The 23,887-nt window shown below is 26.8% G+C and carries 23 protein-coding genes and 1 pseudogene; 6 read left to right on the top strand and 18 right to left on the bottom strand.

Annotated features, from left to right (window positions below; genetic code table 11):
- Window positions 1-100: 100 nt before the first annotated feature.
- From NG918_RS03540 to NG918_RS03530, 3 genes are read left to right on the top strand one after another with little or no spacing between them, the layout of a single operon-like run.
- Window positions 101-469 carry a GntR family transcriptional regulator gene (locus NG918_RS03540; protein WP_252214689.1) on the top strand — a complete coding sequence of 123 codons (369 nt, stop codon included), beginning with the start codon at window positions 101-103 and terminating at the stop codon, window positions 467-469.
- Window positions 469-1,173, top strand: a complete 705-nt coding sequence (locus NG918_RS03535) for an ABC transporter ATP-binding protein (protein ID WP_252214686.1) — start codon at window positions 469-471, stop codon at window positions 1,171-1,173. The genes NG918_RS03540 and NG918_RS03535 overlap by 1 nt, the downstream gene beginning before the upstream one ends.
- Window positions 1,167-1,979 carry an ABC transporter permease gene (locus NG918_RS03530; RefSeq protein WP_252214683.1) on the top strand — a complete coding sequence of 271 codons (813 nt, stop codon included), beginning with the start codon at window positions 1,167-1,169 and terminating at the stop codon, window positions 1,977-1,979. The genes NG918_RS03535 and NG918_RS03530 overlap by 7 nt, the downstream gene beginning before the upstream one ends.
- A gap of 79 nt (window positions 1,980-2,058) precedes the next feature.
- Here NG918_RS03530 and NG918_RS03525 read toward each other — a convergent pair whose 3' ends face one another.
- Window positions 2,059-2,358: a DUF3892 domain-containing protein gene (locus tag NG918_RS03525; RefSeq protein ID WP_252224579.1), complete on the bottom strand. Its 300-nt coding sequence runs from the start codon at window positions 2,356-2,358 to the stop codon at window positions 2,059-2,061.
- A 309-nt stretch (window positions 2,359-2,667) separates the two neighbouring features.
- On the opposite strand from NG918_RS03525, the gene NG918_RS03520 reads away from it, so the two are divergent.
- Window positions 2,668-3,072 carry a hypothetical protein gene (locus NG918_RS03520; protein ID WP_252224576.1) on the top strand — a complete coding sequence of 135 codons (405 nt, stop codon included), beginning with the start codon at window positions 2,668-2,670 and terminating at the stop codon, window positions 3,070-3,072.
- 264 nt (window positions 3,073-3,336) lie between these two features.
- Here the strand turns inward: NG918_RS03520 and NG918_RS03515 are convergent, their stop codons facing one another.
- Window positions 3,337-3,711, bottom strand: coding sequence for a RidA family protein (locus tag NG918_RS03515; RefSeq protein ID WP_252214675.1), 375 nt, complete (start codon window positions 3,709-3,711; stop codon window positions 3,337-3,339).
- Between the two features lie 275 nt (window positions 3,712-3,986).
- Here NG918_RS03515 and NG918_RS03510 point away from each other — a divergent pair, with 275 nt between their 5' ends.
- Both NG918_RS03510 and NG918_RS03505 read left to right on the top strand, forming a co-directional pair.
- The gene (locus NG918_RS03510; RefSeq protein ID WP_252214672.1) at window positions 3,987-4,529 is read left to right on the top strand and encodes a DUF6512 family protein; all 543 of its coding nucleotides are present in this window, start codon (window positions 3,987-3,989) and stop codon (window positions 4,527-4,529) included.
- 41 nt (window positions 4,530-4,570) lie between these two features.
- Window positions 4,571-4,723, top strand: a pseudogene (locus tag NG918_RS03505) (transcriptional regulator).
- A gap of 40 nt (window positions 4,724-4,763) precedes the next feature.
- Here NG918_RS03505 and NG918_RS03500 read toward each other — a convergent pair.
- The 16 genes from NG918_RS03500 to NG918_RS03430 all read right to left on the bottom strand — a co-directional run bounded on the left by NG918_RS03500 (window position 4,764) and on the right by NG918_RS03430 (window position 23,456).
- Window positions 4,764-5,552 (bottom strand): nucleotidyltransferase domain-containing protein, encoded by a 789-nt coding sequence (locus NG918_RS03500; RefSeq protein WP_252214669.1) that lies wholly within the window; start codon window positions 5,550-5,552, stop codon window positions 4,764-4,766.
- Window positions 5,553-5,766: 214 nt separating this feature from the next.
- Window positions 5,767-6,753 carry a ketoacyl-ACP synthase III gene (locus NG918_RS03495; protein ID WP_252214666.1) on the bottom strand — a complete coding sequence of 329 codons (987 nt, stop codon included), beginning with the start codon at window positions 6,751-6,753 and terminating at the stop codon, window positions 5,767-5,769.
- Between the two features lie 394 nt (window positions 6,754-7,147).
- Window positions 7,148-8,014, bottom strand: a complete 867-nt coding sequence (locus NG918_RS03490) for an SDR family oxidoreductase (RefSeq protein ID WP_252214663.1) — start codon at window positions 8,012-8,014, stop codon at window positions 7,148-7,150.
- A gap of 150 nt (window positions 8,015-8,164) precedes the next feature.
- Window positions 8,165-8,680: a GNAT family N-acetyltransferase gene (locus tag NG918_RS03485; RefSeq protein ID WP_252224565.1), complete on the bottom strand. Its 516-nt coding sequence runs from the start codon at window positions 8,678-8,680 to the stop codon at window positions 8,165-8,167.
- A 213-nt stretch (window positions 8,681-8,893) separates the two neighbouring features.
- Window positions 8,894-9,607 carry a YoaK family protein gene (locus tag NG918_RS03480; protein ID WP_252214659.1) on the bottom strand — a complete coding sequence of 238 codons (714 nt, stop codon included), beginning with the start codon at window positions 9,605-9,607 and terminating at the stop codon, window positions 8,894-8,896.
- A gap of 273 nt (window positions 9,608-9,880) precedes the next feature.
- A complete protein-coding gene (locus NG918_RS03475; RefSeq protein ID WP_252214657.1) occupies window positions 9,881-10,567 on the bottom strand; it encodes a peptidylprolyl isomerase in 687 nt (228 codons plus the stop codon).
- A 61-nt stretch (window positions 10,568-10,628) separates the two neighbouring features.
- Window positions 10,629-11,717, bottom strand: a complete 1,089-nt coding sequence (locus tag NG918_RS03470) for a sensor domain-containing diguanylate cyclase (RefSeq protein ID WP_252214655.1) — start codon at window positions 11,715-11,717, stop codon at window positions 10,629-10,631.
- A gap of 151 nt (window positions 11,718-11,868) precedes the next feature.
- Window positions 11,869-12,471, bottom strand: coding sequence for an HD-GYP domain-containing protein (locus tag NG918_RS03465; RefSeq protein WP_252214653.1), 603 nt, complete (start codon window positions 12,469-12,471; stop codon window positions 11,869-11,871).
- 384 nt (window positions 12,472-12,855) lie between these two features.
- Window positions 12,856-14,565 carry a methyl-accepting chemotaxis protein gene (locus NG918_RS03460; RefSeq protein ID WP_252224560.1) on the bottom strand — a complete coding sequence of 570 codons (1,710 nt, stop codon included), beginning with the start codon at window positions 14,563-14,565 and terminating at the stop codon, window positions 12,856-12,858.
- Between the two features lie 565 nt (window positions 14,566-15,130).
- Window positions 15,131-16,840 (bottom strand): methyl-accepting chemotaxis protein, encoded by a 1,710-nt coding sequence (locus tag NG918_RS03455; RefSeq protein ID WP_252214649.1) that lies wholly within the window; start codon window positions 16,838-16,840, stop codon window positions 15,131-15,133.
- A 377-nt stretch (window positions 16,841-17,217) separates the two neighbouring features.
- Window positions 17,218-18,609, bottom strand: a complete 1,392-nt coding sequence (gene gltA, locus NG918_RS03450; protein ID WP_252224556.1) for an NADPH-dependent glutamate synthase — start codon at window positions 18,607-18,609, stop codon at window positions 17,218-17,220.
- Window positions 18,610-18,611: 2 nt separating this feature from the next.
- Window positions 18,612-19,499: a sulfide/dihydroorotate dehydrogenase-like FAD/NAD-binding protein gene (locus NG918_RS03445; RefSeq protein WP_252214645.1), complete on the bottom strand. Its 888-nt coding sequence runs from the start codon at window positions 19,497-19,499 to the stop codon at window positions 18,612-18,614.
- Window positions 19,500-19,519: 20 nt separating this feature from the next.
- Window positions 19,520-20,593, bottom strand: coding sequence for a 2,3-butanediol dehydrogenase (locus tag NG918_RS03440; RefSeq protein ID WP_017826274.1), 1,074 nt, complete (start codon window positions 20,591-20,593; stop codon window positions 19,520-19,522).
- 254 nt (window positions 20,594-20,847) lie between these two features.
- A complete protein-coding gene (locus tag NG918_RS03435; RefSeq protein ID WP_252224552.1) occupies window positions 20,848-22,788 on the bottom strand; it encodes a sigma-54-dependent Fis family transcriptional regulator in 1,941 nt (646 codons plus the stop codon).
- Between the two features lie 300 nt (window positions 22,789-23,088).
- Window positions 23,089-23,223 carry a hypothetical protein gene (locus NG918_RS16960; protein WP_012422723.1) on the bottom strand — a complete coding sequence of 45 codons (135 nt, stop codon included), beginning with the start codon at window positions 23,221-23,223 and terminating at the stop codon, window positions 23,089-23,091.
- Window positions 23,224-23,294: 71 nt separating this feature from the next.
- Window positions 23,295-23,456 carry a hypothetical protein gene (locus tag NG918_RS03430; RefSeq protein ID WP_252224894.1) on the bottom strand — a complete coding sequence of 54 codons (162 nt, stop codon included), beginning with the start codon at window positions 23,454-23,456 and terminating at the stop codon, window positions 23,295-23,297.
- Between the last annotated feature and the right edge of the window lie 431 nt (window positions 23,457-23,887).

Here is a 23,887-nt window from a genome sequence, read left to right as displayed (position 1 = left end):
GTTTTTATCCTATTAATTCCAAATATAGTATTGACAAAATTAGTATATAGCTGTATTATTGTATTATGTTATTAATACAATAATACAAGGAGTTGAAAATATGGGTTGGGAACTCAAAGATGATAGGCCAATATATTTACAGTTAATAGATCAACTGCAATTAAGAATTATTTCTGGTATATATAAAATTGGTGATAAATTACCCTCAGTAAGAGAACTTGCTAGTGAAGCATCTGTTAATCCTAATACAATGCAAAAAGCTCTTACTGAGCTTGAACGAAAAAAATTAGTATTTACACAAAGAACAAGTGGTAGATTTATTACGGAGGATATAGACTTGATTAATAAAATTAGAAATGATCTAGCTAAAAAAGAAATTGAAAGCTTTCTTAATAATATGAAAAATATAGGCTATACCGAAAATGAAATACTGAATATTATGGATGAATTTATGAAGGAGATGAAATAATGAATAATACACCTATATTAGAATGTAAAAATTTACTTAAAAATTATGGTGGAAAACAAGCCTTAAAAGGAATTGATTTAACAATTAATCGTGGTAGAATTGTTGGCCTTTTAGGACCAAATGGTAGCGGTAAAAGTACATTAATAAAACTTGCTAATTCCCTATTAACACCTACAAGCGGTGAAATATTAATTAATGGAAATAAACCTGGAGTTGAAACAAAAAAAATAGTTTCTTATTTACCAGAAAGAACTTATTTAAATGATTGGATGAAAGTATCTGACATCATAAATTTATTTAAGGATTTTTATAAAGATTTTAATTCTGATAAAGCTTATGATATGTTAAAAAATTTAAATATTAATCCTAATGACAAATTAAAAACTATGTCTAAGGGTACAAAAGAAAAAGTACAACTTATTTTAGTAATGAGTAGAGATGCTGAACTTTACTTTTTAGATGAACCAATAGCCGGTGTTGACCCTGCTGCTAGAGATTATATCTTAAACACTATTATTAATAATTATAATGAAAATGCAACTGTAATTATATCTACACATTTAATATCAGATATTGAACAAGTATTAGATGATGTTGTATTTATATCTTATGGTGAAATATACTTGACAAAAAGTGTTGATGAAATTAGAGAAGAACATGGAAAAAGTGTTGATGCTTTATTTAGGGAGGTATTTAAATGTTAGGAAAATTAATGAAATATGAGACAAAAGCAACCGGAAGAGTATTGCTTCCGCTTTATGCTGCACTTTTAATATTTGCACTAATTAATAAAATTTTTATGAATAATGACTTTTCTGTAATTGATAGAAATACTTTAGGTGGAATTCCAGCTTTCCTTAGTATATTTGCTTATGTTGCAACTATGATAGCGGTATTTGTAGTAACATTTTTTGTAATAATACAAAGGTTTTATAAAAATATTCTTGGTGATGAAGGCTATTTAATGCATACATTGCCTGTAGCACCTTGGCAAAATATATGTAGTAAACTTTTAGTTGCAATAATTTGGAGTATAGTAAGTGGTATTGTTGCAATGCTTTCAGTATTAATACTAACATTTAACTCTAATGCACTTAATCCAGATTTATTTAGAGACATCTGTAATGCATTTTCATTACTATATGCTCAATACGGAATTAGTGGATATATGGTTGGTTTAGAATTTATAATAGCTGCACTTTCACAACTAAGTATGGGAATTTTAATGATATATGCTTCTATTTCAATTGGTCACTTATTTAATAAGAGAAAAATACTTTCTTCATTTGGAGCTTTTATAGTTTTAAACATTATAATGAATACTATTATTTCTACTATCGCAATTATTTTCGCAGATAAATATTCTGGTTCAATGATTTCTTGGAATATTTCTTCATTAAATCAAGTTCATGAATTTTTTATTGGAGGAATATTATTTCATTTATTCTTCTTCATATGTTATTTTTTAATAACTAATTACATCATAAAAAATAAATTAAATTTAGAATAATTGCATTATATAAAAAATAGTTGAGATTTTAATCTCAACTATTTTTATTTACTATTAAATTTATTTATATCTCTATTTTTTACTCACTAATTGTTGGTAGTGAGCTTAAATTATTTGATTCATTTTGATCTGGTAAACTCCTAAGATATTCTTCTCCTTTTCTGGAAACACTAACTGATACACCAGCTATTTTCCCACCTTTGGCCATTTTCACTCCTTCTTCTTTAGATATTCTTTGACCATTTGAAAGTTCATATCCTGTTATTTCCCCTGAACTTTTTATTACAGCTGATATTAATTGTGTATTACTGTTAGGTGTAGTAACTTCTTTAGTAATATTAGTTGGTACTCCCCCTAACATTCCTTCATTATTATTCATAAAATCACACCTCCTATAATATTATGATGTTATTTTATCCTAATAATATATTTTAATTCATAAGAAAAATTTTTAATTTTTTTATTACTATATTTAATAAATACTTTTAATTTAAGTTTATTATTACTACTCTTATGGAAAGACTTTTTATTAATATATGACATTTTCATATTATTATCAAATTACAATTAGTAATTAAGAAACATAAAATATTTATTAATTACTATATCTTATATAATTTAAGTACCGTTTTAACTTTAATAATAATACTATACAGTAACAGCAATAAATATTTGAGGTGAATATAGTATGAATCCATTATTAAGTATGATATTTAGTGCATTATTTCCTAATAGTCCACTAGCTGGTATGATGAATGCTATGGGTGGTAATCCTATGATGGGAAACAATCCCATGATGGGTGGAAATCAAATGATGAATATGTTTGGCGGTGGAAATAACACCCAAGCTCAAGGAATGGGTGGTAACCCACTTTTAAATATGCTTATGGGCGGAATGAATCCTAATATGATGAATAATTCTAATATGAACAATAATCCTATTATGAATATGCTTATGGGAAATCAAAATAATGGTGGTAATCCATTTAATGGTATGAATAATATGAATAACATGAATAATATGAATAGAAATAATATGAACAACATGAATAGAAATATGAATAATAATAACAATTCCAAGCATAAAAGATAATGGAACACCAAAATGAGCCTTAAAACATTAAGGCTCATTTTGATTAATACATAAATTTAATATTATCATATTACTTTTTACAAAATATAATTTATTATAATACTATACTCAGTATTCTTGGATTCATTTCAACTCTTATTATAGAAATCAAAATTCCTTTTATAAAGTTTAGAAAAAAAAGTTTAAATATGAATTAAATTCTTTCTTTAAATTAATCAAAGACTATACCTTAAGTTTATTTCTTAACAGGTATAGTCTTTTTTATTATTTAGCCGCTATTACTTCCACTTCACATAATACATTTTTAGGTAATTCTTTTACTGCAACACAAGAACGTGCAGGGTTGCTAATAAAGTATTTTGCATAAACTTCATTAAACTTAGAAAAATCACTCATATTAGCAAGAAAACAAGTTGTTTTTATAACGTTAGAAAAATCAAGATGATTATCTTCTAATATAGCACTAATGTTTTTCATAACTTGAGTAGCTTGATCTTCAATATATTTTCCAATAACTTCTCCACTTGATGGATCTAACGGAATTTGTCCTGATGTAAATAATAAATTCCCAAAACTTACAGCTTGAGAATACGGACCTATTGCTGCCGGCGCTTTATCTGTCTTCGTAACTTTTAACATTTTAAATTCCCCCAATAATAATTGTATTCTTTTATAATTTTTAAAAACATATTACATATTGCTTTAATAGATATTTTAATACATACCAAACTTAAAATCTACTAACATTTTTCAATATTTTTCTAAAAATTCATCACAAAATTTTCATTTTCTTGTTTCAATAACAAAATATATTCCTTCATTTAAAATAATTTTTAACACAACTCATAATTAAGTACATTATTGCTATATATTATAGTAATGATAAAACAATTTATACTTAGGAGGGACTCATAATGTTTCAGATGTATTTTTATTATAAATTATATTTCCTATTGTCAATTCCCTTTATAGTACTACTTGCAACATTATTTCATTACACATATAAATTAAGTAATAATTCTTTATTAGTTGGTTTATTTACTCCTGTTAATGAAAGCATCTGGGAACACTTAAAACTTGCTGTATATCCTACAATAATTTGGTATATTATATCCTATATTATTTTCAATGATATAATATTAGATTGGGAAAAATGGTTTTGTTCTTGCACAATTTCAATGATAATTTCTTCAATTACAATAATTATTTTTTATTATACTTATACTGGTGCCCTAGGAATTCACTCTTTAGTTTTAGATATCTTCTCATTAGTCCTAGGCGTATCTATCGGACAATACATTGGATTTAAGGCTTATGCTAATTATGATCTAAGTAATAATTATCTATATTCTAGTCTTTTCTTTATTACTATATTTTTATTTACTCTATTTACATTTATTCAACCTAAAATACCTCTTTTTATTGATTCAACTACTGGAGAATATGGAATTCACTAATATAATTTGTAAAATATTTAATTTATTTCTTCATCATTACTATGAGCGAAGCAAACAAACCATTAAGTGCTGGTGACGTTGAAAAGCTTTCTGGATAAGATCGTAAAGATATTGATAAAGCTTTTAAAGAATTAAAAAAAGAAGAATTAATAGTTTCACCAGTTCGTTGCAAATTGGAACCTGCTAATAAATAAAAAATATATCCCTAGGAATTTATCCTAAGGATATATTTTTTTATTTGGCATTTAAAACTAATTCTTTTATATTATCTACAATATTGTTTACCACTGACATGATCTCTTCTTTATTTCTATTTCCTGATAGAAGTTTATCTAAATTTTCTTCGAAATTTTTAGGTAAGTCTTTACAAGAACTTAAGCATATTGAAATTAATCTTTTTTCTCCTGGATGTTGTAATTCATTAACTGCAAAAATTATATCAAAATAACTAGCTAGAAATTCTGTAATTCTATGATTAATACTAACTATGTCTCCTCTAATTATTGCTTTTTCTATTTGCATAGAAAATGAAGGAATATATCCATCTAATAGTTTTAAATTCTTCTCTATAATATTTTTTCTTAATTCTTTAGGATATTTAATATTATATTTATCTTTTAATTTTTGTAGCTTATTATTTCTATCATATAAAACTACACATTGGTTTACATTTGACCACATACAAGTTGTATATCCATTATATGCATTACCATCTAAAACTACTGATTTTAATTCTTTATCAAAGTCATCCATACTACGATAAATAATTTCAATAATTTTTCCATCATTTAAATAACAATCATCTTCTGCTTCCCAATAAGTATTATTTAATTCTATATACTTGCAATATTTGTCTAATATATTTTTTCTAATTTCCTTAGATAAGTCCGAATTTAAATAAACATATAGATCATAATCTGAATTGCTATCATTTAATTTAGTAGCTCTTGATCCTCCAAGTGCAATACTTTCTACTTCATGTCTTTTACTAAAGTCTTCAATTAAACTTTTAATTTTCTCCATGTTGCTCCCCCCATATATACTCATATAAATATACTATATTATTAATAAAATCTATTTTATGCTTATTTATATTCTTAATTTTAGATAATTATTTTAATATCTGAATCTCTTTTAAATATGCGTTGATATATGCAATAGGTAAAAGTGGCATTGTAATTGGACTTTGAGAATCGTTAAGTGAGAGTCAAAAATCAACACTTTGCTAAAACAGACCCTAATACTTAAACAAAACAGAACAAGCTGTTCTAGTAGCTGCAATAGACCAGAATACTACATAATCGCCTCTTTTAATTTTTCCACTCTTTATTCCATCATTAAACGCCATAAGAGGTGAACTTGTCCCTGTATATCCAAACTTATCGCCTACAAAAATAACTTTTTCTGGATCTAATCTTAAACCATCTATGCATCCATTTATTATAGGAAGTGCAAATTGTGAAAGACAAAAGGCACTTATATCTGATACCTCTAAATTATTATCTTTTAATAATTTATTAATAGAATTTATTGCTATATGAACTACATCATCATCACATTCTGTCCATCCAAATTTCATATCATCATAAGATGTGGTATCCTTATAATATGAAGATGAACCACATTCTGGATACATTACAGAACTATATTTTCTACTGTCAGTAAAATAATCAGAATCAATAAATCCACAATCTTCATCAGTTTTTTCTAAAATCATTGCACATCCTGCATCTGCAAACATTGGATAACACAATTCATCATTTCTTTTCATATGAATTGAAGCATAGTCTGCACCTATTATTAATGCTCTTTTAAGTTTATTATTTTGAAGTAATTGTCTTGATGCTGTATCAAGTGTTACTAACATACCAAGGCAATTTACATTTAAATCCATCACTATAGTATCACTTTTTCCTTTTATGGCATTATGTACTATTAATGCTTGAGTTGGACATATATATTCTGGAAATTGACTTGAAAATATAATTAAATCTATATCTTCTCCTGTAAGATTTGCACTTTCTAATGCTTTTAATGAAGCCTTAATTCCCATGCTAAGTGTTGTATCAGTATCATTATCTACTATTCTTCTTTCTTTTCTTCCGAAAGCTTCTAATAATCTATTTATATCTTTTCCTTGTTCTTTAAAATGATTTATATAAAATTCATTCTTTACAATATTTTCTGGATATTCTGTTTCTATAGCTCTTATCTTTATATTCATGTTCATTTCTCCTATAATCATTTTTTTAATAATAATAATTTATATAAAAAATTTTAATTATTAAATATTATTTACTTATGATAAATACTTCTCTGTAAAATATTACCATCATATATTATATGATAATCTACATTTCGCCTTGTGTCAACCATATTTACTTAAATTATACTATTTTTGAATTTTATTCTATATTTTCTTTGTTTTTTGATATTTTTTACCAAATAATTTAATTTTTTATAAAACTAAAAAGATGATTTCTATATAATTTAGAAATCATCTTTGATACTATAACTTAATTAATCTTCTATTCTATGTTTATTTAAAAATCCCTCTAAATTCTTTGGGATTTTCCGTGGCAACAAAATGAGTTGAATTTGAAACAATATTATTTATATTATGAATTAACTATTTCTCCACCATTGATGTGTATTGTTTGCCCTGTAATATATGATGCACATTCACAAGCTAAAAAAATATATGCTCCAGCACATTCTACAGGTTGACCCGCTCTTCCCATAGGGGTGTCTGATCCAAAAGTCGATACCTTATTTGCATCAAAACTAGAGGGTATAAGTGGGGTCCAAATAGGACCTGGAGCAACAGCATTTACTCTTATTCCAGTTTTACGTTTTGCAAGTGAAAGTGCTAATGATCTTGTAAATGCAGTTATAGCACCCTTTGTCATAGAGTAATCTATTAAAGTTTCATTTCCTTTAAAAGCCACAACTGAAGCTGTATTTATTATACAACTTCCTTGTCTCAAATGTTTTAATGCAGCTCTTGTCATATAAAATGTTCCATATGCATTAACTTTAAAAGTTCTGTCAAATTGTTCATCAGATATATTTTTTATATCTTGGCACTCATATTGAACTGCTGCATTATTTACTAATATATCTAATTTTCCATACTCATCAATAGTTCTTTTAACTACATCATTACAAAAGTCTGCTTTTCCAATATCACCATTTATAATAATGCATTTTCTGCCTACATTTTCTATAAGTTTTTTAGTCTCTTCTGCATCTCTGTTTTCATTATAATAAACAATTACTATATCTGCGCCCTGTTTAGCATAAGCTACTGCTACTGCTCTTCCTATTCCACTATCTCCACCTGTAATTATTGCAACTTTATTATTTAATAAGTCACCTTTTTTATTATATTGTTGATCATAATATATTGGAATTGGGTTCATTTCATATTCAAATCCTGGATGCTTAGTTTGATGTTGTGCTGGAAATAAATTAGGGAAATTCATATTGACTCCTCCTTAGTTATCTATTTAATATTAAATAGTATTTCCTAACACATAAAAAATATTTATTTCATCTTATATCTAAGGCTATGTTTTAAAACAGTGTTGATATTGTAGTATAAAGCTCATGGACAAAATATAATTTTTCTGACTTTAACTGCTAAATTGACTAATATAATTATTAAATGTTATTAAGTATTTTGTTTCCTTTTCTAATAGTTCATTTTCAATAAACCCTACTTTTTTAAATACTTTGCTTGATCTATAATTTTCTTTATGAATTTTAGCTACCACTTTTTTAACTCTGTATTTTAAGAATGCCTCACTTAAAGCTTTTTTTACTGCTATTGTGCCTATTCCCTGACCCCATTTTTTCTTATCTCCAATAGCAACAACTATTTCTGCACTGTTATTATTACCTTTAGTAACAATTTTTAAATAACCAATAGATTTATTTTTATGTTCTATCATATAAAATGGACCATTATTATTAAAATACTGAGTCATTACAGGTAATGTTGAGTTGTTAGCCAAATTATCTAAGCTATTGGTTATTCCATCTTTTTCGTTTAGAAATTTAGATACCTCTTCATCCTTCAACCATTTTGCAATATCAAAAACATCTTCTCTATAAACCTCATGTTGGAGATTTATATCTGAATATAACATTATACTATCCCTCCAAATAATTCTAATAATCTTAATCGATTGTACCAATTATATAATCAAATAGTAAAATGTTGTAATTTTTGTAATATGTTATTATATGAGAATATCCTATTTTTTCTCGATTTAAATAAGTTTTTTCCCAATTTATTGGTAGCTGTAATTAAATTCAATTTAATTACTTTTAATAGCATTTAATTGAATTTAATTACATTTTTAAGATTGCTCTTTAATTCTTCTTTCATCTATACTAAATAATACAATAGCACATATTAATACAACTACTGAGATCCAAACGGATTTAACTCCAATTTTTAAAGTTGACACTCCGCCTAAACATGCCCCTATTAAAAATGAGATTATAATTATACAATAACGAATTGATTTTATAGTATAAGTACTATCCTTTTTTCTAAAAGCCATATATGCAGCTTGCGAAGCACTTCTCAAATTTCCAGTACACATAGTTGTACTATATGGAGAATCAACTAATTTTCGAAATGAAGATATTTGAACTGATGAAACAAATGATATAGTTGTAGTTACAAATATATCTGGAATTGTAGTTGGTATAAATCCTACACTAAAAAGCACTAACATCTCAATTATTAAAATAGTACGATGACTATCTACCACTCTAATACAGGATTCAAATTCTTTTATTGTTTCTGCAACAATAACTCCTATTATAAATGCTAAAATAGGTAAAAATGCCATGATAGCTCCTTTTAAGTTTCCTTTTGTTACTTCTACTCCTACTAAAACAATATTACCTGTTTCTGCATTTGCAAAAACTCCACCTCTACAAACAAAAGTATAAGCATCAAGGAATCCCCCAACAATGGCTAAAAGCATTCCTAAATGTACTGATTCAGAAGTTCTAACATTTTTGTTTTTACACATATTAATATTCATATCTTTAGTACACAATTTTAAATTTCCCCCTTTTGTACAACAGAACAAAATCGCTAAGGCGACTTTGGAGCCGTCGATTTTTTTAGCCATGCGCCCTTTCCAAACGCAGTGCAGGAATAATGGTGCGGCATATGATTATTTTTTATTCTTTAGGGGTACTCATAATACCTTTAAAACACATTATTTTAAAAGTTATCCACAAATTTTTTAATAATATAAATTCCTAAAGAATAAAAAATATATCATCAAAGCTTAAATAGCAATGATGATATATTTATAAAGATAGTTCTACTTTTTATTTGGTTCTTTATATTCTACACCTTTAGTATCAACAGTAATTGATTCAATAATCACATCATCTTCAGGAATATCTTTTGATTTAGTCTTAACATTTCCTATTTTTTCAAGAACATCCAAACCTGATATCACCTCACCAAAAGCAGCATATTCCCCATCAAGATGTGGTGCATCTGCAGTCATTATAAAAAACTGACTTCCTGCACTATTAGGATTTTGGGTTCTTGCCATAGATAGTACACCTTTTGTATGTTTTAATCCATTTGGAATACCATTTGAGCTAAACTCTCCTTCAATTGAGTAACCCGGACCCCCAGTTCCATCTCCATTAGGATCTCCACCTTGAATCATAAAGTCTTTAATTATTCGATGGAATTTAAGGTTATTGTAAAAACCTTTATTAGCTAAATTTATAAAATTATTTACTGTATTAGGAGCAGTTTCTGGATATAACACAGCGTCAATAACTCCATAATCTTTAACTTTTATAGTTGCTAATGGTAAATTTTCAATTCCCTCTGGCGAATTAATGTGAACCTCTTCTGCTGTAGAATTTGATTCTGAAGTCTGTTTTGTATCATTATCTTTAAGGTTTCCACAACCAACTCCGCCTAAAGAACTAATAAAAACTAATAATAAAATCAACTTGGTATACTTCTTTATACTTTTTATACTCATCAAATTTCGCCACCCTACAATTAAAATTTAATACTATAAGTATAACATAATTTATTTATTTTTATATACTTATACTAATACCATCGTTATAAATTGTAACTTGATTTTTTCCATTTTCTTTTGATTTATACAATGCTCTATCAGCTTTTTCAATTAATTCTTTTAAATTTGTCCCATCATAAGGATAAGATACAATTCCTATACTTGCTGAAACATTAACTTTTTGCCCATTTTTCCCCATATAAGTTTCTTCTAATATTATAGATAACTTCTTTATCTTTTCCTTTATCATTAAAATAGATGAATTCTCTTCAAATACACAAAACTCATCTCCTCCAAATCTAGCATTGATATTAATTTCTTTATCAAAGATACTATTAATTTTTTTTGCAACATCTCTCAAAACTTCATCTCCACTTATATGACCTAAACAATCATTTACTAATTTAAAATTATCAATATCTATAAAAACTAATATACTTTCATTATTTTCATTATTCTTTATTCTTTCATCTACTTTATTAAAAAACGTTAACTTATTATATAAATCAGTAAGTTGATCACGTTCTGACTTTACTTTAAGTATATTTCGTTCTCTCACTTCATCATCAATATCTGTAATTCTACCAATTATGCGAACAATCTTATTATTTCTATAAATATAACTTAGTATTAATTCACACCATAAATAATATCCATCACTTTTTCTTATTCTTATCTTCTTTATTATTGATTGTTTTTCCATATTTTCAATATTAGGTATAATATTTCTTATTATAGATATGTCTTCTGTATAAATCTTAGAATCTTTTAACTTGTTTATATCTAGTTCTCTTGATGTTAATTTCCATCCAAATTTTTCTTTGAACTTTGGTGAAGTTATTACCTTTCCATTAATTAAATCAAAATCAAATATAATATCATTTAACTGCTCTATTACAATTAAATATTTTTCTCTTTCTAATTCTAATTCTTTCATAAACTTTCGTTGTTCTTTAATATTAACTAAAAAACAATACAATGCATCTAATAATGAAATAGACATAAAAATTAAAATAATAATCAATATTTTCTTATGATTATTTATAAAATCTTGTAAATAATATATCACTCCATTCATATCATTTTTTAATAAATAAATACTTTTCATTCTCTATCATCCTCTAGCATTAATTAAGTTTACAATTTATTTTTATCATAATACTTTATTAAAATAAAAAATTATAATAATATCTTAAATAGTTATTAGTAATTTTTTATTTTTACTTATGTAGAAAATTTTTATCCCAATAATTTCAAAATTATCTTTTTATACTTTTATTAAGAGAATCCCAATTGTTTAATACACATTTTGCAATTTTTTCATCATACATTATTCCAATATTTTTTTCTATTTCTAATTTACAGGCACTTAATTTCAAACTATTTCTATACGCTCTTTTGCTTAACATAGCATCAATAGAATCGCATATTGAAATAATTCTAGCTCCTAATGGAATCTGATTTTCTTTTAACCCCTTTGGATATCCATTACCATCAACACGTTCATGATGATATAATATAATTTCACTTATCTTTGCTAATTTTTTTGAACTGCTTAAAATTTTTGCACCGATGGCTGGATGTTGTTTTATTACATTCCATTCTTCTTCGCTTAATTTACTTTTTTTATTTAATATATTATCTGGAATTCCAATTTTACCTATATCATGAACATGCCCAGCAATATGTATTATTTCTCTATCTTCAGTACTTAAATTTAGAAATTTACAAACTTCACATGCCATGTCACCAACTCTCATTGAATGCTTCGCAGTATAACTATCTTTTGCATCCAGTGCAAACACAATGCTTTCGATAAGATCATGACAAATTAATTCATGATTATTAAATATACATTCCATTCTTAAACTCCTCTATAAAATATTTTTAATTATATAAAAAATCAAATATTATCATGTAATATAAAATTTAATTACCTAAATTCTTTATAGTAATAATATACCACTAAGGGGCTTACTTGACAATGATTATCATTTGTATTATCATATTTGTAAATAAGTTGTTCAACTTTTACTTATTATAAATATATTGTTCTATTTTGCTATACAAAAATAAAGATAGACATTATTTTGAATATATAACATCTATCTCTATCATTAATTTAGATTATATTTTTAAATCAGTTTTTGTTTTAAATATGTGTTTATATATGCTATAGGCAAAGTGGCATTGTAATTAGATTTTATTAACACACTACTAAAACATAACCTTAAATTAAATATATTCTAAATCTTAAATTTAGAAATTTCTTTTTTTAATTTTTGAGCACTTTCTTGTGATTTTAATGCATTTTCTAAAACATTATTAGACTTATCATTGACTTGTAAAATACTACTTGCAATATCTGTAGTACCTCCAGCCCCTTCATTTGCTGCTTGTGAAACTCCATCTATTGTTTTAAGCACTTCGTGTAAAGATGCTAAAAGTTCCTCTGAGTTTGAACTAAAATCAGTTACAAGATTGTCAACAAACTCGGCATCCTTGCTATATTTATCTGCTACATCTAGCATGTTTTTATAGTCACCATTAACTTCTACAGCCATAAATTTTAATAATTTATCTGAACTACTAGAAAGATTTCCAACTGCATTTGTTACTTTTCCTGTTATATTTTTAATTTCTATTACGGTGTCTTTTGATTGCTCTGCAAGTTTTCTTATTTCTTCAGCAACAACTGAAAATCCTTTTCCCGCTTCTCCTGCTCTTGCAGCTTCTATAGCAGCATTAAGCGCAAGAAGATTAGTTTGTGATGTTATTTGCATTATTGATTCAGAAAGTACATTTATCTCTTCAACAACTTTTGATTCTTGTATTGCTTCTTCTAATTCTACTTTTGTACTTTTAAATAACTCAGTTGATTTTTTCTCTGAAGCTTGTACATTCATTTTAGTATCTACTGCTCTATTACTTATCTCTCCTGCTTTAATAGCCCCTTCTTGAGATTTTTGCGAAATAGACTTAACCACTTCTTCTATCTCTTGTGATGTTGCTAACATTTCCTCTGATGAAGCTGCTGTTTCTTCCATATTTGCAGCAAGTTCTTCTGTAGTTGCTGATACTTCCTCTATGTCTGAATTTAAATTTGTAACATTATCTTTAATAAGTTCTACAACATCTTCTATATTATTAGAACTTTCATTAACAGTTCTAATAATCGCTCTTAAATTTTGTATAAATTTATTTAAACTTATTGAAAGATCTTTTATTTCATCTTCTGAATTTATTTCTATTTCTTGCGTTAAATCTCCGCCTCTTTCTGCTAATGAATCTAACTCTGATTTTAAAACATTTAATGGCTTTCTTATAGCATTAATAATAATAGTTCCAAATATTATACTTAATACACTTAATACTGCTATTATTATTATATTTATTTTAATAGACTCATTATATTCTTTATCCCCTTTTAAACTAGCATTTTCAGTCATTTTTTTATTAAGATCTGCTAATTTTATTAAAGAAGATGATGCTTTATTAAAAGCTTCTCTTAAATCCTGATTCATTATATTCATTGCTTCTTGTGTTTTTAATTCTTTACTTAAAGCAATAACTTGATTATGTAATCCTAAGTATTTGTTCCATTCTTCTTTAACAATATTAAATAATTCTTTATCTTCTTCTCCATATATAGTTTTTGAATAAATGTCTAATTTTTTCTGTATTTCTTTCTCTTTTTCTTCCATAGCTTTTTCTTTTTCTTCCATAATTTCTGGAATTGTTGCAACTATATGACTATACTCAAGTAATCGAAAATCTGATGTCATTGTATTTAATTCTTCTGAACATATCATTGCTGGGATAAAATCTTGTGCTATGATTGTTGATTGTTTATTTACATTATTTAAAGTTTTTATTGAATAAATACCCATAAATATAATTGTAATTACAAAAATAGCTACAAGAAAAATCAATTTGTTTTTTATTGTTTTTAACATATCTTTAGCTCCTTACTGTTTATAAATAAAATTTTAATACCTTATATGTATTTTCGTCTATATTTTTTCAAAATTAAACAAAATTGTATTTTTAATATAATTTAATTTTACAAAATTGTATTTTTTTATTTTATATTACAAATAATATTATATATTACTTGTTAAAATTTTAAAACGAATTTTGATTATTTAGTCGCTTTTTGTAGTTTTTCATCTCTTATATTGTTTATCTGTTAATATTTAAAGCATTTTATATAAATAATAATTATCAAATGATATATTTTATAGAATTATCTAATCTCTAAAATAGTTATTATAAATTAAATTCAAATATTCAAAATAGTAAATATCCACTATCCAAGCATTGTACTTAACAAATAATTGTGGAATAAACTTATCTAAAAACATTTAAGAATAAAAACAAAGGCAGACATCATATAATTGAACTGCCCCCTTTATAATAGACAGTTAAAATAATAAAACCGTCTATTATAAAGAGAGCATATCAAACATTTAATGTCTACCCTTATAATTATTTAATCTATATTCTAAAATTAAGTATATTCTAAACCTTAAATTTAGAAATTTCTTCTTTTAGTTTTTGAGCATTTTCTTGTGATCTTAATGCATTCTCTAAAACATCATTAGATTTATCGTTAACCTGTAATATACTACTTGCAATATCCGTAGTACCACCTGCTCCCTCACCAGCTGCTTGTGCTACTCCATCTATAGTTCTAATTACATCTTGTAGTGATGCTAAAAGTTCCTCTGAACTTGAACTAAAATCTGCTACAAGATTATCAACAAAGTCAGCATCTTTACTGTACTTATCTGCTACATCCAACATATTCTTATAATCACTATCTACTTCTACAGACATAAATTTTAATAATTTGTTTGAACTGTTTGAAAGATTTTTAACTGCATCTGTTACTTTTCCTGTTATATTTTTAATTTCTATTACTGTGTCTTTTGATTGCTCTGCAAGTTTTCTTATTTCTTCTGCAACAACTGAAAATCCTTTTCCTGCTTCTCCAGCTCTTGCAGCTTCTATAGCAGCATTAAGTGCTAGAAGATTAGTTTGTGATGTTATTTGCATTATTGACTCAGAAAGTACATTTATTTGTTCAACAACTTTTGATGATTGTATAGCTTCTTCTAATTCTACTTTTGTATTTGCAAATATTTCATTTGTTTTTTCTTGAGAAGCTTGTACATATATCTTAGTATCCTCTGCTCTTTTATTTATCTCTCCCGCTTTAATTGCTCCCTCTTGAGACTTTTGTGCAATAGAGTTTACTGCTTGTTCTATTTCATGTGATGTTGCTAACATTTCTTCAGCTGAAGCTGCTGTTTCTTCCATGTTTGCAGCAAGTTGTTCTGTTGTTGCTGAAACTTCTTCTATGTCTGAATTTAAATTTGTAACATTACCTTTTATAATATCTACAACATTTTCTATATCATCCGAACTTTCATTAACAGTTCTAATAATTTCTCTTAAATTTTGTATGAATTTATTTAAACTCTTGGCTAAATCACTTATTTCATCCTCAGAATTAATTTTTATTTCTTGAGTTAAATCCCCTCCTCTTTCTGATAGAGAATCTAATTCAACTTTTAAAATATTTAATGGTCTTCTTATAGACTTAATAATAAGTGCTCCAAAAATTACACTTGCTATACTTAATATTACTATTATAATAATATTTATTTTCACAGTAGCACTATATTGTTTGTCACCATTTAAACTTTCTTGTTCAGACATTTTTACATTAAGATCAGCTAATTTCACTAAAGAAGAAGATGCTTTATCAAAAGCTTCTTTTGATTCATTATTCATTATATTCATTACTTCTTCTGTTTTTAATTCTCTACTTAAAGTAATTACTTGTTTATTTAATTCTAAGTATTTATTCCACTCTTCTTTAATACTATTAAATAATACTTGATCATCTTCTGTTCCTATAGTTTCTGAGTAAAGATCTAATTTTTTTTGTATTTCTGCATTCTTTTGTTCCATAGCTTTTTCTTTTTCTTGCATCGTTTCTGGACTTGTTGCAATAATATGATCATATTCAAGAAGCCTAAAATCTGATGTCATAGTATTTAATTCTTCTGAATATATAATTGCTGGAACCCATTCTTGTGCAATAACTGTTGATTTTTGATTTACAACATCTAAAGTCCTTACTGAATAAATACCCATAGATATAATAGTAATTACAAAAATAGTTACAAGAAAAATCAGTTTATTTTTTATTGTTTTTAACATTCCCCTATCCCCTTACTATAAGTAAAATTTAAGTATTTTTAATATGCTTCTATTATGTTTTTAAATAATATTTTAATATAATTCAATTTTAAAATATGGTTTTATAAAAATAGTTTTTGTATTTTATATTTATAGCTACATTATATATGATTCATTTCATTTTTTAAATAGTTTTTACTAAATTGGTCGTTTTTTGTAGAATTTTATTTTTATAGCTAAAATTTTATTATTATTTAATATTTACTCAATTATATTTATTTTTAAATAATTATCATATTATACAATACTATATAAAAATAGTTATAAAAAAAGTCCTTTACTCATTTTATTAAGTAAAGGACTTTTTATAAGTGTGTGCTTAGTTCAATATATCTAAATTATTTAGTTAAGTATTCATCAATTGCCTTAGCTGCTTTTTTTCCTGCTCCCATAGCAAGAATTACTGTTGCAGCACCAGTTACTGCATCTCCTCCAGCATAAACACCTTCTTTTGATGTTAATCCAGTTTCATCTTCAGCAATTATACATCTTCTCTTATTTATTTCTAATCCTTTAGTTGTTGAAGATATTAATGGATTTGGTGATGTTCCAAGTGACATTATTACAGTATCTACATCAATAATAAATTCTGATCCTGCAATTTCAACTGGACTTCTTCTTCCAGATTCATCCGGATCTCCAAGTTCCATCTTAATGCATTTCATTCCTTTAACCCATCCATTTTCATCTACTAATATTTCTTTTGGATTAGTTAAAACATCAAAGATTACACCTTCCTCTTTAGCATGATGTACTTCTTCAACTCTTGCTGGAAGTTCTGATTCACCTCTTCTGTATACTATATGACTTTCTGCTCCAAGTCTTAATGCAGTTCTTGCTGCATCCATAGCAACATTTCCGCCACCAACTATAGCAACTTTTTTACCAGCTCTAACAGGTGTATCATATCCATCAACTGCTGCTTTCATTAAATTTACTCTTGTTAAGAACTCATTTGCAGAACATACTCCATTTGCATTTTCTCCTTCTATTCCCATGAATTTAGGAAGTCCTGCTCCTGAACCTATAAATACTGCTTTGAAACCTTCTTCTTCAAAAAGTTCATCAATTGTTATTGTTCTACCTACAATAACATTAGTTTCAATCTTAACGCCAAGTTTTCTTATATTATCAACTTCATTTTTAACTACTTTTTCTTTTGGAAGTCTGAATTCTGGTATACCATATTCTAAAACCCCACCCGCTTTATGAAGTGCTTCAAATATAGTAACATCATATCCTTTTTTAGCTAAATCTCCTGCGCAAGTTAGTCCTGATGGGCCACTTCCTATAACAGCTACTTTTATTCCATTTTTAGATGCTGTTTCACTTAAATCTACGTTATTAGAACTTGCCCAATCAGCTGTAAATCTTTCAAGCTTACCAATTGATACTGAATCACCTTTTATTCCCAAAACACATTTTCCTTCACATTGGCTTTCTTGAGGACATACTCTACCACATACTGCTGGTAGTGCACTATACTTTGAAACTTCTTTTGCTGATTCTTCAAAGTTACCTTCTTTAACATGTGAAATAAATCCTGGAATATTAATAGATACTGGACAGCCTTCTACACATTTAGGATTTTTACAATTTAAACATCTTGAAGCTTCTTTAATCGCTTCTTCTTCATTGTATCCTAAACAAACTTCTTCAAAATTTGTTGCTCTAACTTTTGGATTTTGTTCTCTTACAGGTACTCTTACCATTCTCTCTTTCATATCCATTATTACTTATCACCTCTGCAACCACAGCCACCATGACTATGAGTATTACCTTCTTCTAATGCTAGTTTAGCTTTACCTTCTTCTGTTTTATACATAGCTTGTCTTCTCATTGATTCATCGTAATTTATTAAGTGACCATCAAATTCCGGTCCATCAACACAAGCAAATTTAATTTCACCACCAACAGTTACTCTACAAGCTCCGCACATTCCTGTTCCGTCTACCATTATAGGATTTAAGCTTACTGTAGTTGGTATATCTAATTTCTTAGTTAAATCTGCCATAAATTTCATCATTATCATAGGTCCTATAACAACTGCATGGTCATACTTGTTTCCTTCATTAACTAGACCTTGTAAACAATCAGTAACTCTTCCATTAAATCCATAGCTTCCATCATCAGTTGCTACATAAAGAGTTCCAGCTACTGCTTTCATTTCTTCTTCTAATATTAATAAATTTTTTGTTCTAGATCCAACAATAACATCTACATCTATTCCATTATCATGCATCCATTTAACTTGAGGATAAACAGGTGCAGCACCTACTCCCCCAGCAATGAATATTAGCTTTTTCTTTTTTAAGCTTTCTAAATCTTCATGAATAAATTCACTTGGCTGTCCTAATGGTCCAACAAAGTCTGCTACATAAGAACCAACTTCATATTGAGCTAGTTCTTGTGTGCTTTTACCAACTGTTTGAAATACTATACTTACAGTTCCTTCTTCTCTATTATAACCTGCAATAGTTAAAGGTACTCTTTCACCTTTTTCATCATTCTTAATAATAATAAATTGACCTGGCTGTGCTGATTTTGCTACTCTTGGAGCTTCTATATCCATTAAAAATATATTATTTGTAAGCTCTCTTTTACTAACTATCTTGTACATTTATGTTCCCCCTGATTCTTTTATAAAAGACCTTTATCTGGTGTTACTAATATCTTAACGTGTTTCTTCTTTTCTGGACCTGTTAATGCTCCAAATCCTTCTTCTACTATGTCATCTAAGTGTATTCTCTTAGTTACATATCCTTCAGCTTTTATTCTACCATCATTCATTTGAGCCATAGTTGCTGGGAATTCATGTCTATATGCTAATGTCCCAACTATCTTCTTTTCTGTAAATACTAAAGCATTAGGATTAAATGTAACTCCATTTTCCCATATGCTTGTTATAACCATAGTTCCTTCAAATTTTAAACTATTAATACCTGTGTCAAAACCTATTTGAGCTCCTGTAGTTTCAAATGCTACATCTACTCCTAATCCATTTGTAAGCTTTTTAACTTCTTCTGCTATATCAACTTCATTAGGATCTAATACAACATCAGCGCCTGCTCTTTTAGCGTATTCTTGTCTTATGGATTTTCTTTGTAATACTACTACTAATTTTGCACCTGCTGCTTTTAAACATTCTATAGTTGCTAATCCTATTGGACCAGAACCTAATACTAACGCTGTATCTCCAATTTTAAAGTTTCCTACTCTAATTGAATGTAGTGCTACTGCCATTGGTTCAACTAAGGCTGCTTGTTCGTAAGACATTTCATCTGGTATCTTATGTATGAATTCTTCTGGAAAAACTGTATATTCTGCAAGTCCTCCACCACTTCCACAAAGTCCATGGAATCCTAAAGATGAACATAAATTATATTTTCCTTCTAAACATGCTGGACATTTTCCACATGCAACTATAGGTTCAACAATTACTCTATCTCCAACCTTAAACTTTGTTACATTTTCACCAACTTCTACAATATCACCTGAAAATTCATGACCTAAAACTACTGGTGCAGTTGTTCCACTTAATGGATGAGGCTGTCCTACTGGAATAAATATAGGTCCTCCTAAATATTCATGTAAGTCTGATCCACATATCCCACACCATTTTACTTTTATTTTCACACCATTGCTTGTAACCTTTGGCTCTTCAATTTCTTCTACTCTAACATCTTTCTTTGCATACCATAATGCTGCTTTCATATTAAAATTCCTCCCTAAATATCTAAATATATTGTTAATTAATTAACATACATATTTACATAGCAATATCCATGCCAAATTCTTAACATAATTATTAAATTATAAAGTTATTTATTGAAAACCTCTGTATTTACAACTATATAGCTTATTTATAAAATATTAAAATTAACTTTAATTATATCTATATATAAAAATAAATGTATCAATATGATACATTTATTTTTATCATTTTGATACACTTACTCTTTTCATTCTCATTTTGATACACTTATGTCATACTTTTTAATCTTTCTATATAATGTAGCTCTTCCTATATTCAGTAACTTTGATGCCATTTGAATATTTCCATTGCATTTTTTTATAGCATCCTTTATAGCATTCCTCTCTAAGTAATCAAGAGGTAGTATTTTTATATCTTCTTCTGTAAATTTTTCCTCTTCTAAGTTCTTATTTGCCTCTACATAATTCATATTATTTATACTTATAAGTTCATCATCACTTAGATAATAGTCTCTCTCTACTACATTTCTGAGTTCTCTTATGTTTCCTGGCCAATTATACTTTTTTAATTCATCTACATAGTAATCATTTATTTTTGTAATCTTATCTTTATTTTTTAAATTTAGTTTTTCTATAAAATAATTTATAAGTACATTTATATCATCTATTCTATCTCTTAAAGGAATAGTTTTTATCTCCATTACACTTAATCTATAATATAAATCTTCTCTAAAATTTTGTTTATTTATTTCATTTTTTAATATTCTATTTGTAGCACCAATAACTCTCACATTTAGTTGCTTTTCATAATTTCCTCCAACCCTTATAATCTTTCCATTATCTAAAACTCTAAGAAGCTTACTCTGAGTATCTAACGGAAGTTCCCCTATTTCATCTAAAAATATTGTTCCTCCATCTGCCAATTCAAATTTTCCTGGGTGTCCCTCTTTTGAAGCTCCTGTAAAAGCACCTTTTTCATATCCAAATAATTCACTTTCAACTAATTCTCTCGGAATTGATGCACAGTTTACAGCAACAAATGGTCCTTTATCTCGCTCACTATAATTATGTATTGATTGTGCTATTAATTCTTTTCCAGTTCCACTTTCTCCTTGAATTAATATATTACAATCACTTACAGCAGCTTTTTTTGCAAAAGCTATCATCTTTTTCATATCTTTATTTGTTGTCATAATATCATCAAATTTATATTGAGCTTTGTATCCTACAAATTTATTTACTAATTTATGTACCCTTTTAACTTCTGTAAAAGTTATTACCATCCCATTATTCTTACCACTTATATTTAATGGCACTACATTTATAACACACTTAACTACGCTATCATTAATATGAAAATCCCATTCTATATTATTTAAAGATTTATTCTGTTCCTTAAGTAATTTATGAAAATGTACCCCATTTAAAAATTTATCAATGTTCATTTTCATAGCTTCTTCTAATGATATATTTAATATATCTAATGCTCTTCCATTTACCCTTTTCACTTTCATATTTTCATTAATAACTATCATACCTTCAGATATAGAATCAAAAGTTACATTTAATAATTTATATGAAATAGTTAAAGCCATTTGTTTTTGAATTGACTGAGCTGCAGCTGTTACTATTCCCATAGTATGAGAATGAGCATTATAATAATTTCCAGACATATTTATACACCCTATTAAATTTCCGTCTTCATCATGAATTGGTGATGCTGAACAAGTCCATGAATGTTGATTTATTCCATAATGTTCTGCACCTATTGTTTGAACTGGCTTATTAAGATATAGTGCTGTTCCTATAGCATTAGTTCCAACTATATTTTCTGTCCATAATTCTCCTTTTAAAAAGTTTAATTCATTAACCCTCTCCATTATATCTTGATCGCCTATTATCTCTAATAAATAGCCATCTTTATCTGACAAAAATAAAGCAAAACCCGATCCAGAAACCATACTATAAATACTTTCCATAATAGGTCGAGCTACTGAAATAAGTTCAATATTACTTTTTATTAATTTATCTATCTCTGGATGTTTAACATTTCCCTTACCATTGTTAGGATCAACACCATATTTCCTACACCTTATCCATGATTCCGCTATTTCACTTCTAACTTTACTATCTACTTCTCCAGTAGCAATAAATTTTTTCCATGCATTATTAATAAAGTTCATGTAATTTTCCATATATATATTTCTCCAATACTCATATAACTATTTTTAAAATAACATTACATGCTATTATTATACTTAATTTATTTATGAACTACTACTTAAGAAAGCAATATAATATTTTTTGGGACTTCATCCACAAAAACAAAAAGACTTTATTAAAATTTTTAATTACTTCTTTGCAGAAAGTATTCCTTTTTTCATGGAGTGACATTTAGAATAGTTATTTTAGTTGTTATAAAATATCTTAATTTAATTAAAAAAGAGTTAGACAAATTTTTGCTAACTCTTTTGTTATATAATATTGAATTATTTCTAAGAATTCTTATCAATATAAATCTTAAGTGCTTTAATCCCTAAAAATAATGCATAAACTTCCATTACCCATAAAATTAACTTTGGAATTATACCAAATGCTATAGCTCCACTCATAATACTCATATTCTCCATAAATATCCCCCTAATAAGTAATATTATTAAATGTTAAGATATTTTTTGATAATAACTTAACATAATATTTTTTATAATTTCTTTAAAACCTCATCCATTTTCTTATCTAGTTTTTCAACTTTATTAACAAAGTTCTTTATTTTTTTAATACCTTTAACCACTACTATTGAAATTCCTATTATTAATAAAATATTTGCAACTGTACTTATAATAACCATATAATTTGTCTCCAATATTATCACTCCTCTTTAATGTTTATTATAACATTTATGTAAATATAATGTATTTATATGAATAATATTTACTATTAAGTAACTCTATACTTTATTTACAAGAACAAAATCGCTAAGGCGACTTTGGAACCGTCGATTTTTTTAGCCATGCGCCCTTTCCAAACGCAGTGCAGGAATAATGGTGCGGCATATGATTATTTTTTATTCTTTAGGGGTACTCATAATACCTTTAAAACACATTATTTTAAAAGTTATCCACAAATTTTTTAATAATATAAATTCCTAAAGAATAAAAAAATAGTAGATAATTCTAATAAAAAAATTACCTACTACTATTAATTAATGCTCTATTAAATTTATTGGCTCTGTTTTAAATGCGTGTTGATATATGCAATAGGTAAAGTGACATTATAATTGGACTTTGAGAATTC

It is taken from the genome of Clostridium sp. ZBS2 (genome assembly GCF_023845855.1).
Lineage (GTDB): Bacteria > Bacillota > Clostridia > Clostridiales > Clostridiaceae > Clostridium > Clostridium aquiflavi.
The sequence above is the reverse complement of the archived record's forward strand: the minus strand, read 5'-3'. Positions and strand labels throughout refer to the sequence as shown.

Excerpts from the sequence above, each read along its gene's own strand:
- NG918_RS03465 (WP_252214653.1), bottom strand. The coding sequence starts at position 12,471 with ATGGAATGTATATTTAATAATCATGAATTAATTTGTCATGATCTTATC.
- NG918_RS03510 (WP_252214672.1), top strand. The coding sequence starts at position 3,987 with ATGTTTCAGATGTATTTTTATTATAAATTATATTTCCTATTGTCAATT.
- NG918_RS03445 (WP_252214645.1), bottom strand. The coding sequence starts at position 19,499 with ATGTACAAGATAGTTAGTAAAAGAGAGCTTACAAATAATATATTTTTA.
- NG918_RS03540 (WP_252214689.1), top strand. The coding sequence starts at position 101 with ATGGGTTGGGAACTCAAAGATGATAGGCCAATATATTTACAGTTAATA.
- NG918_RS03520 (WP_252224576.1), top strand. The coding sequence starts at position 2,668 with ATGAATCCATTATTAAGTATGATATTTAGTGCATTATTTCCTAATAGT.
- NG918_RS03495 (WP_252214666.1), bottom strand. The coding sequence starts at position 6,753 with ATGAATATAAAGATAAGAGCTATAGAAACAGAATATCCAGAAAATATT.
- NG918_RS03460 (WP_252224560.1), bottom strand. The coding sequence starts at position 14,565 with ATGTTAAAAACAATAAAAAACAAATTGATTTTTCTTGTAGCTATTTTT.
- NG918_RS03500 (WP_252214669.1), bottom strand. The coding sequence starts at position 5,552 with ATGGAGAAAATTAAAAGTTTAATTGAAGACTTTAGTAAAAGACATGAA.
- NG918_RS03490 (WP_252214663.1), bottom strand. The coding sequence starts at position 8,014 with ATGAATTTCCCTAATTTATTTCCAGCACAACATCAAACTAAGCATCCA.
- NG918_RS03530 (WP_252214683.1), top strand. The coding sequence starts at position 1,167 with ATGTTAGGAAAATTAATGAAATATGAGACAAAAGCAACCGGAAGAGTA.
- NG918_RS03515 (WP_252214675.1), bottom strand. The coding sequence starts at position 3,711 with ATGTTAAAAGTTACGAAGACAGATAAAGCGCCGGCAGCAATAGGTCCG.
- gltA (WP_252224556.1), bottom strand. The coding sequence starts at position 18,609 with ATGGATATGAAAGAGAGAATGGTAAGAGTACCTGTAAGAGAACAAAAT.
- NG918_RS03440 (WP_017826274.1), bottom strand. The coding sequence starts at position 20,593 with ATGAAAGCAGCATTATGGTATGCAAAGAAAGATGTTAGAGTAGAAGAA.
- NG918_RS03435 (WP_252224552.1), bottom strand. The coding sequence starts at position 22,788 with ATGGAAAATTACATGAACTTTATTAATAATGCATGGAAAAAATTTATT.
- NG918_RS03470 (WP_252214655.1), bottom strand. The coding sequence starts at position 11,717 with ATGAAAAGTATTTATTTATTAAAAAATGATATGAATGGAGTGATATAT.
- NG918_RS03525 (WP_252224579.1), bottom strand. The coding sequence starts at position 2,358 with ATGAATAATAATGAAGGAATGTTAGGGGGAGTACCAACTAATATTACT.
- NG918_RS03475 (WP_252214657.1), bottom strand. The coding sequence starts at position 10,567 with ATGAGTATAAAAAGTATAAAGAAGTATACCAAGTTGATTTTATTATTA.
- NG918_RS16960 (WP_012422723.1), bottom strand. The coding sequence starts at position 23,223 with ATGGAGAATATGAGTATTATGAGTGGAGCTATAGCATTTGGTATAATT.
- NG918_RS03455 (WP_252214649.1), bottom strand. The coding sequence starts at position 16,840 with ATGTTAAAAACAATAAAAAATAAACTGATTTTTCTTGTAACTATTTTT.
- NG918_RS03485 (WP_252224565.1), bottom strand. The coding sequence starts at position 8,680 with ATGTTATATTCAGATATAAATCTCCAACATGAGGTTTATAGAGAAGAT.
- NG918_RS03535 (WP_252214686.1), top strand. The coding sequence starts at position 469 with ATGAATAATACACCTATATTAGAATGTAAAAATTTACTTAAAAATTAT.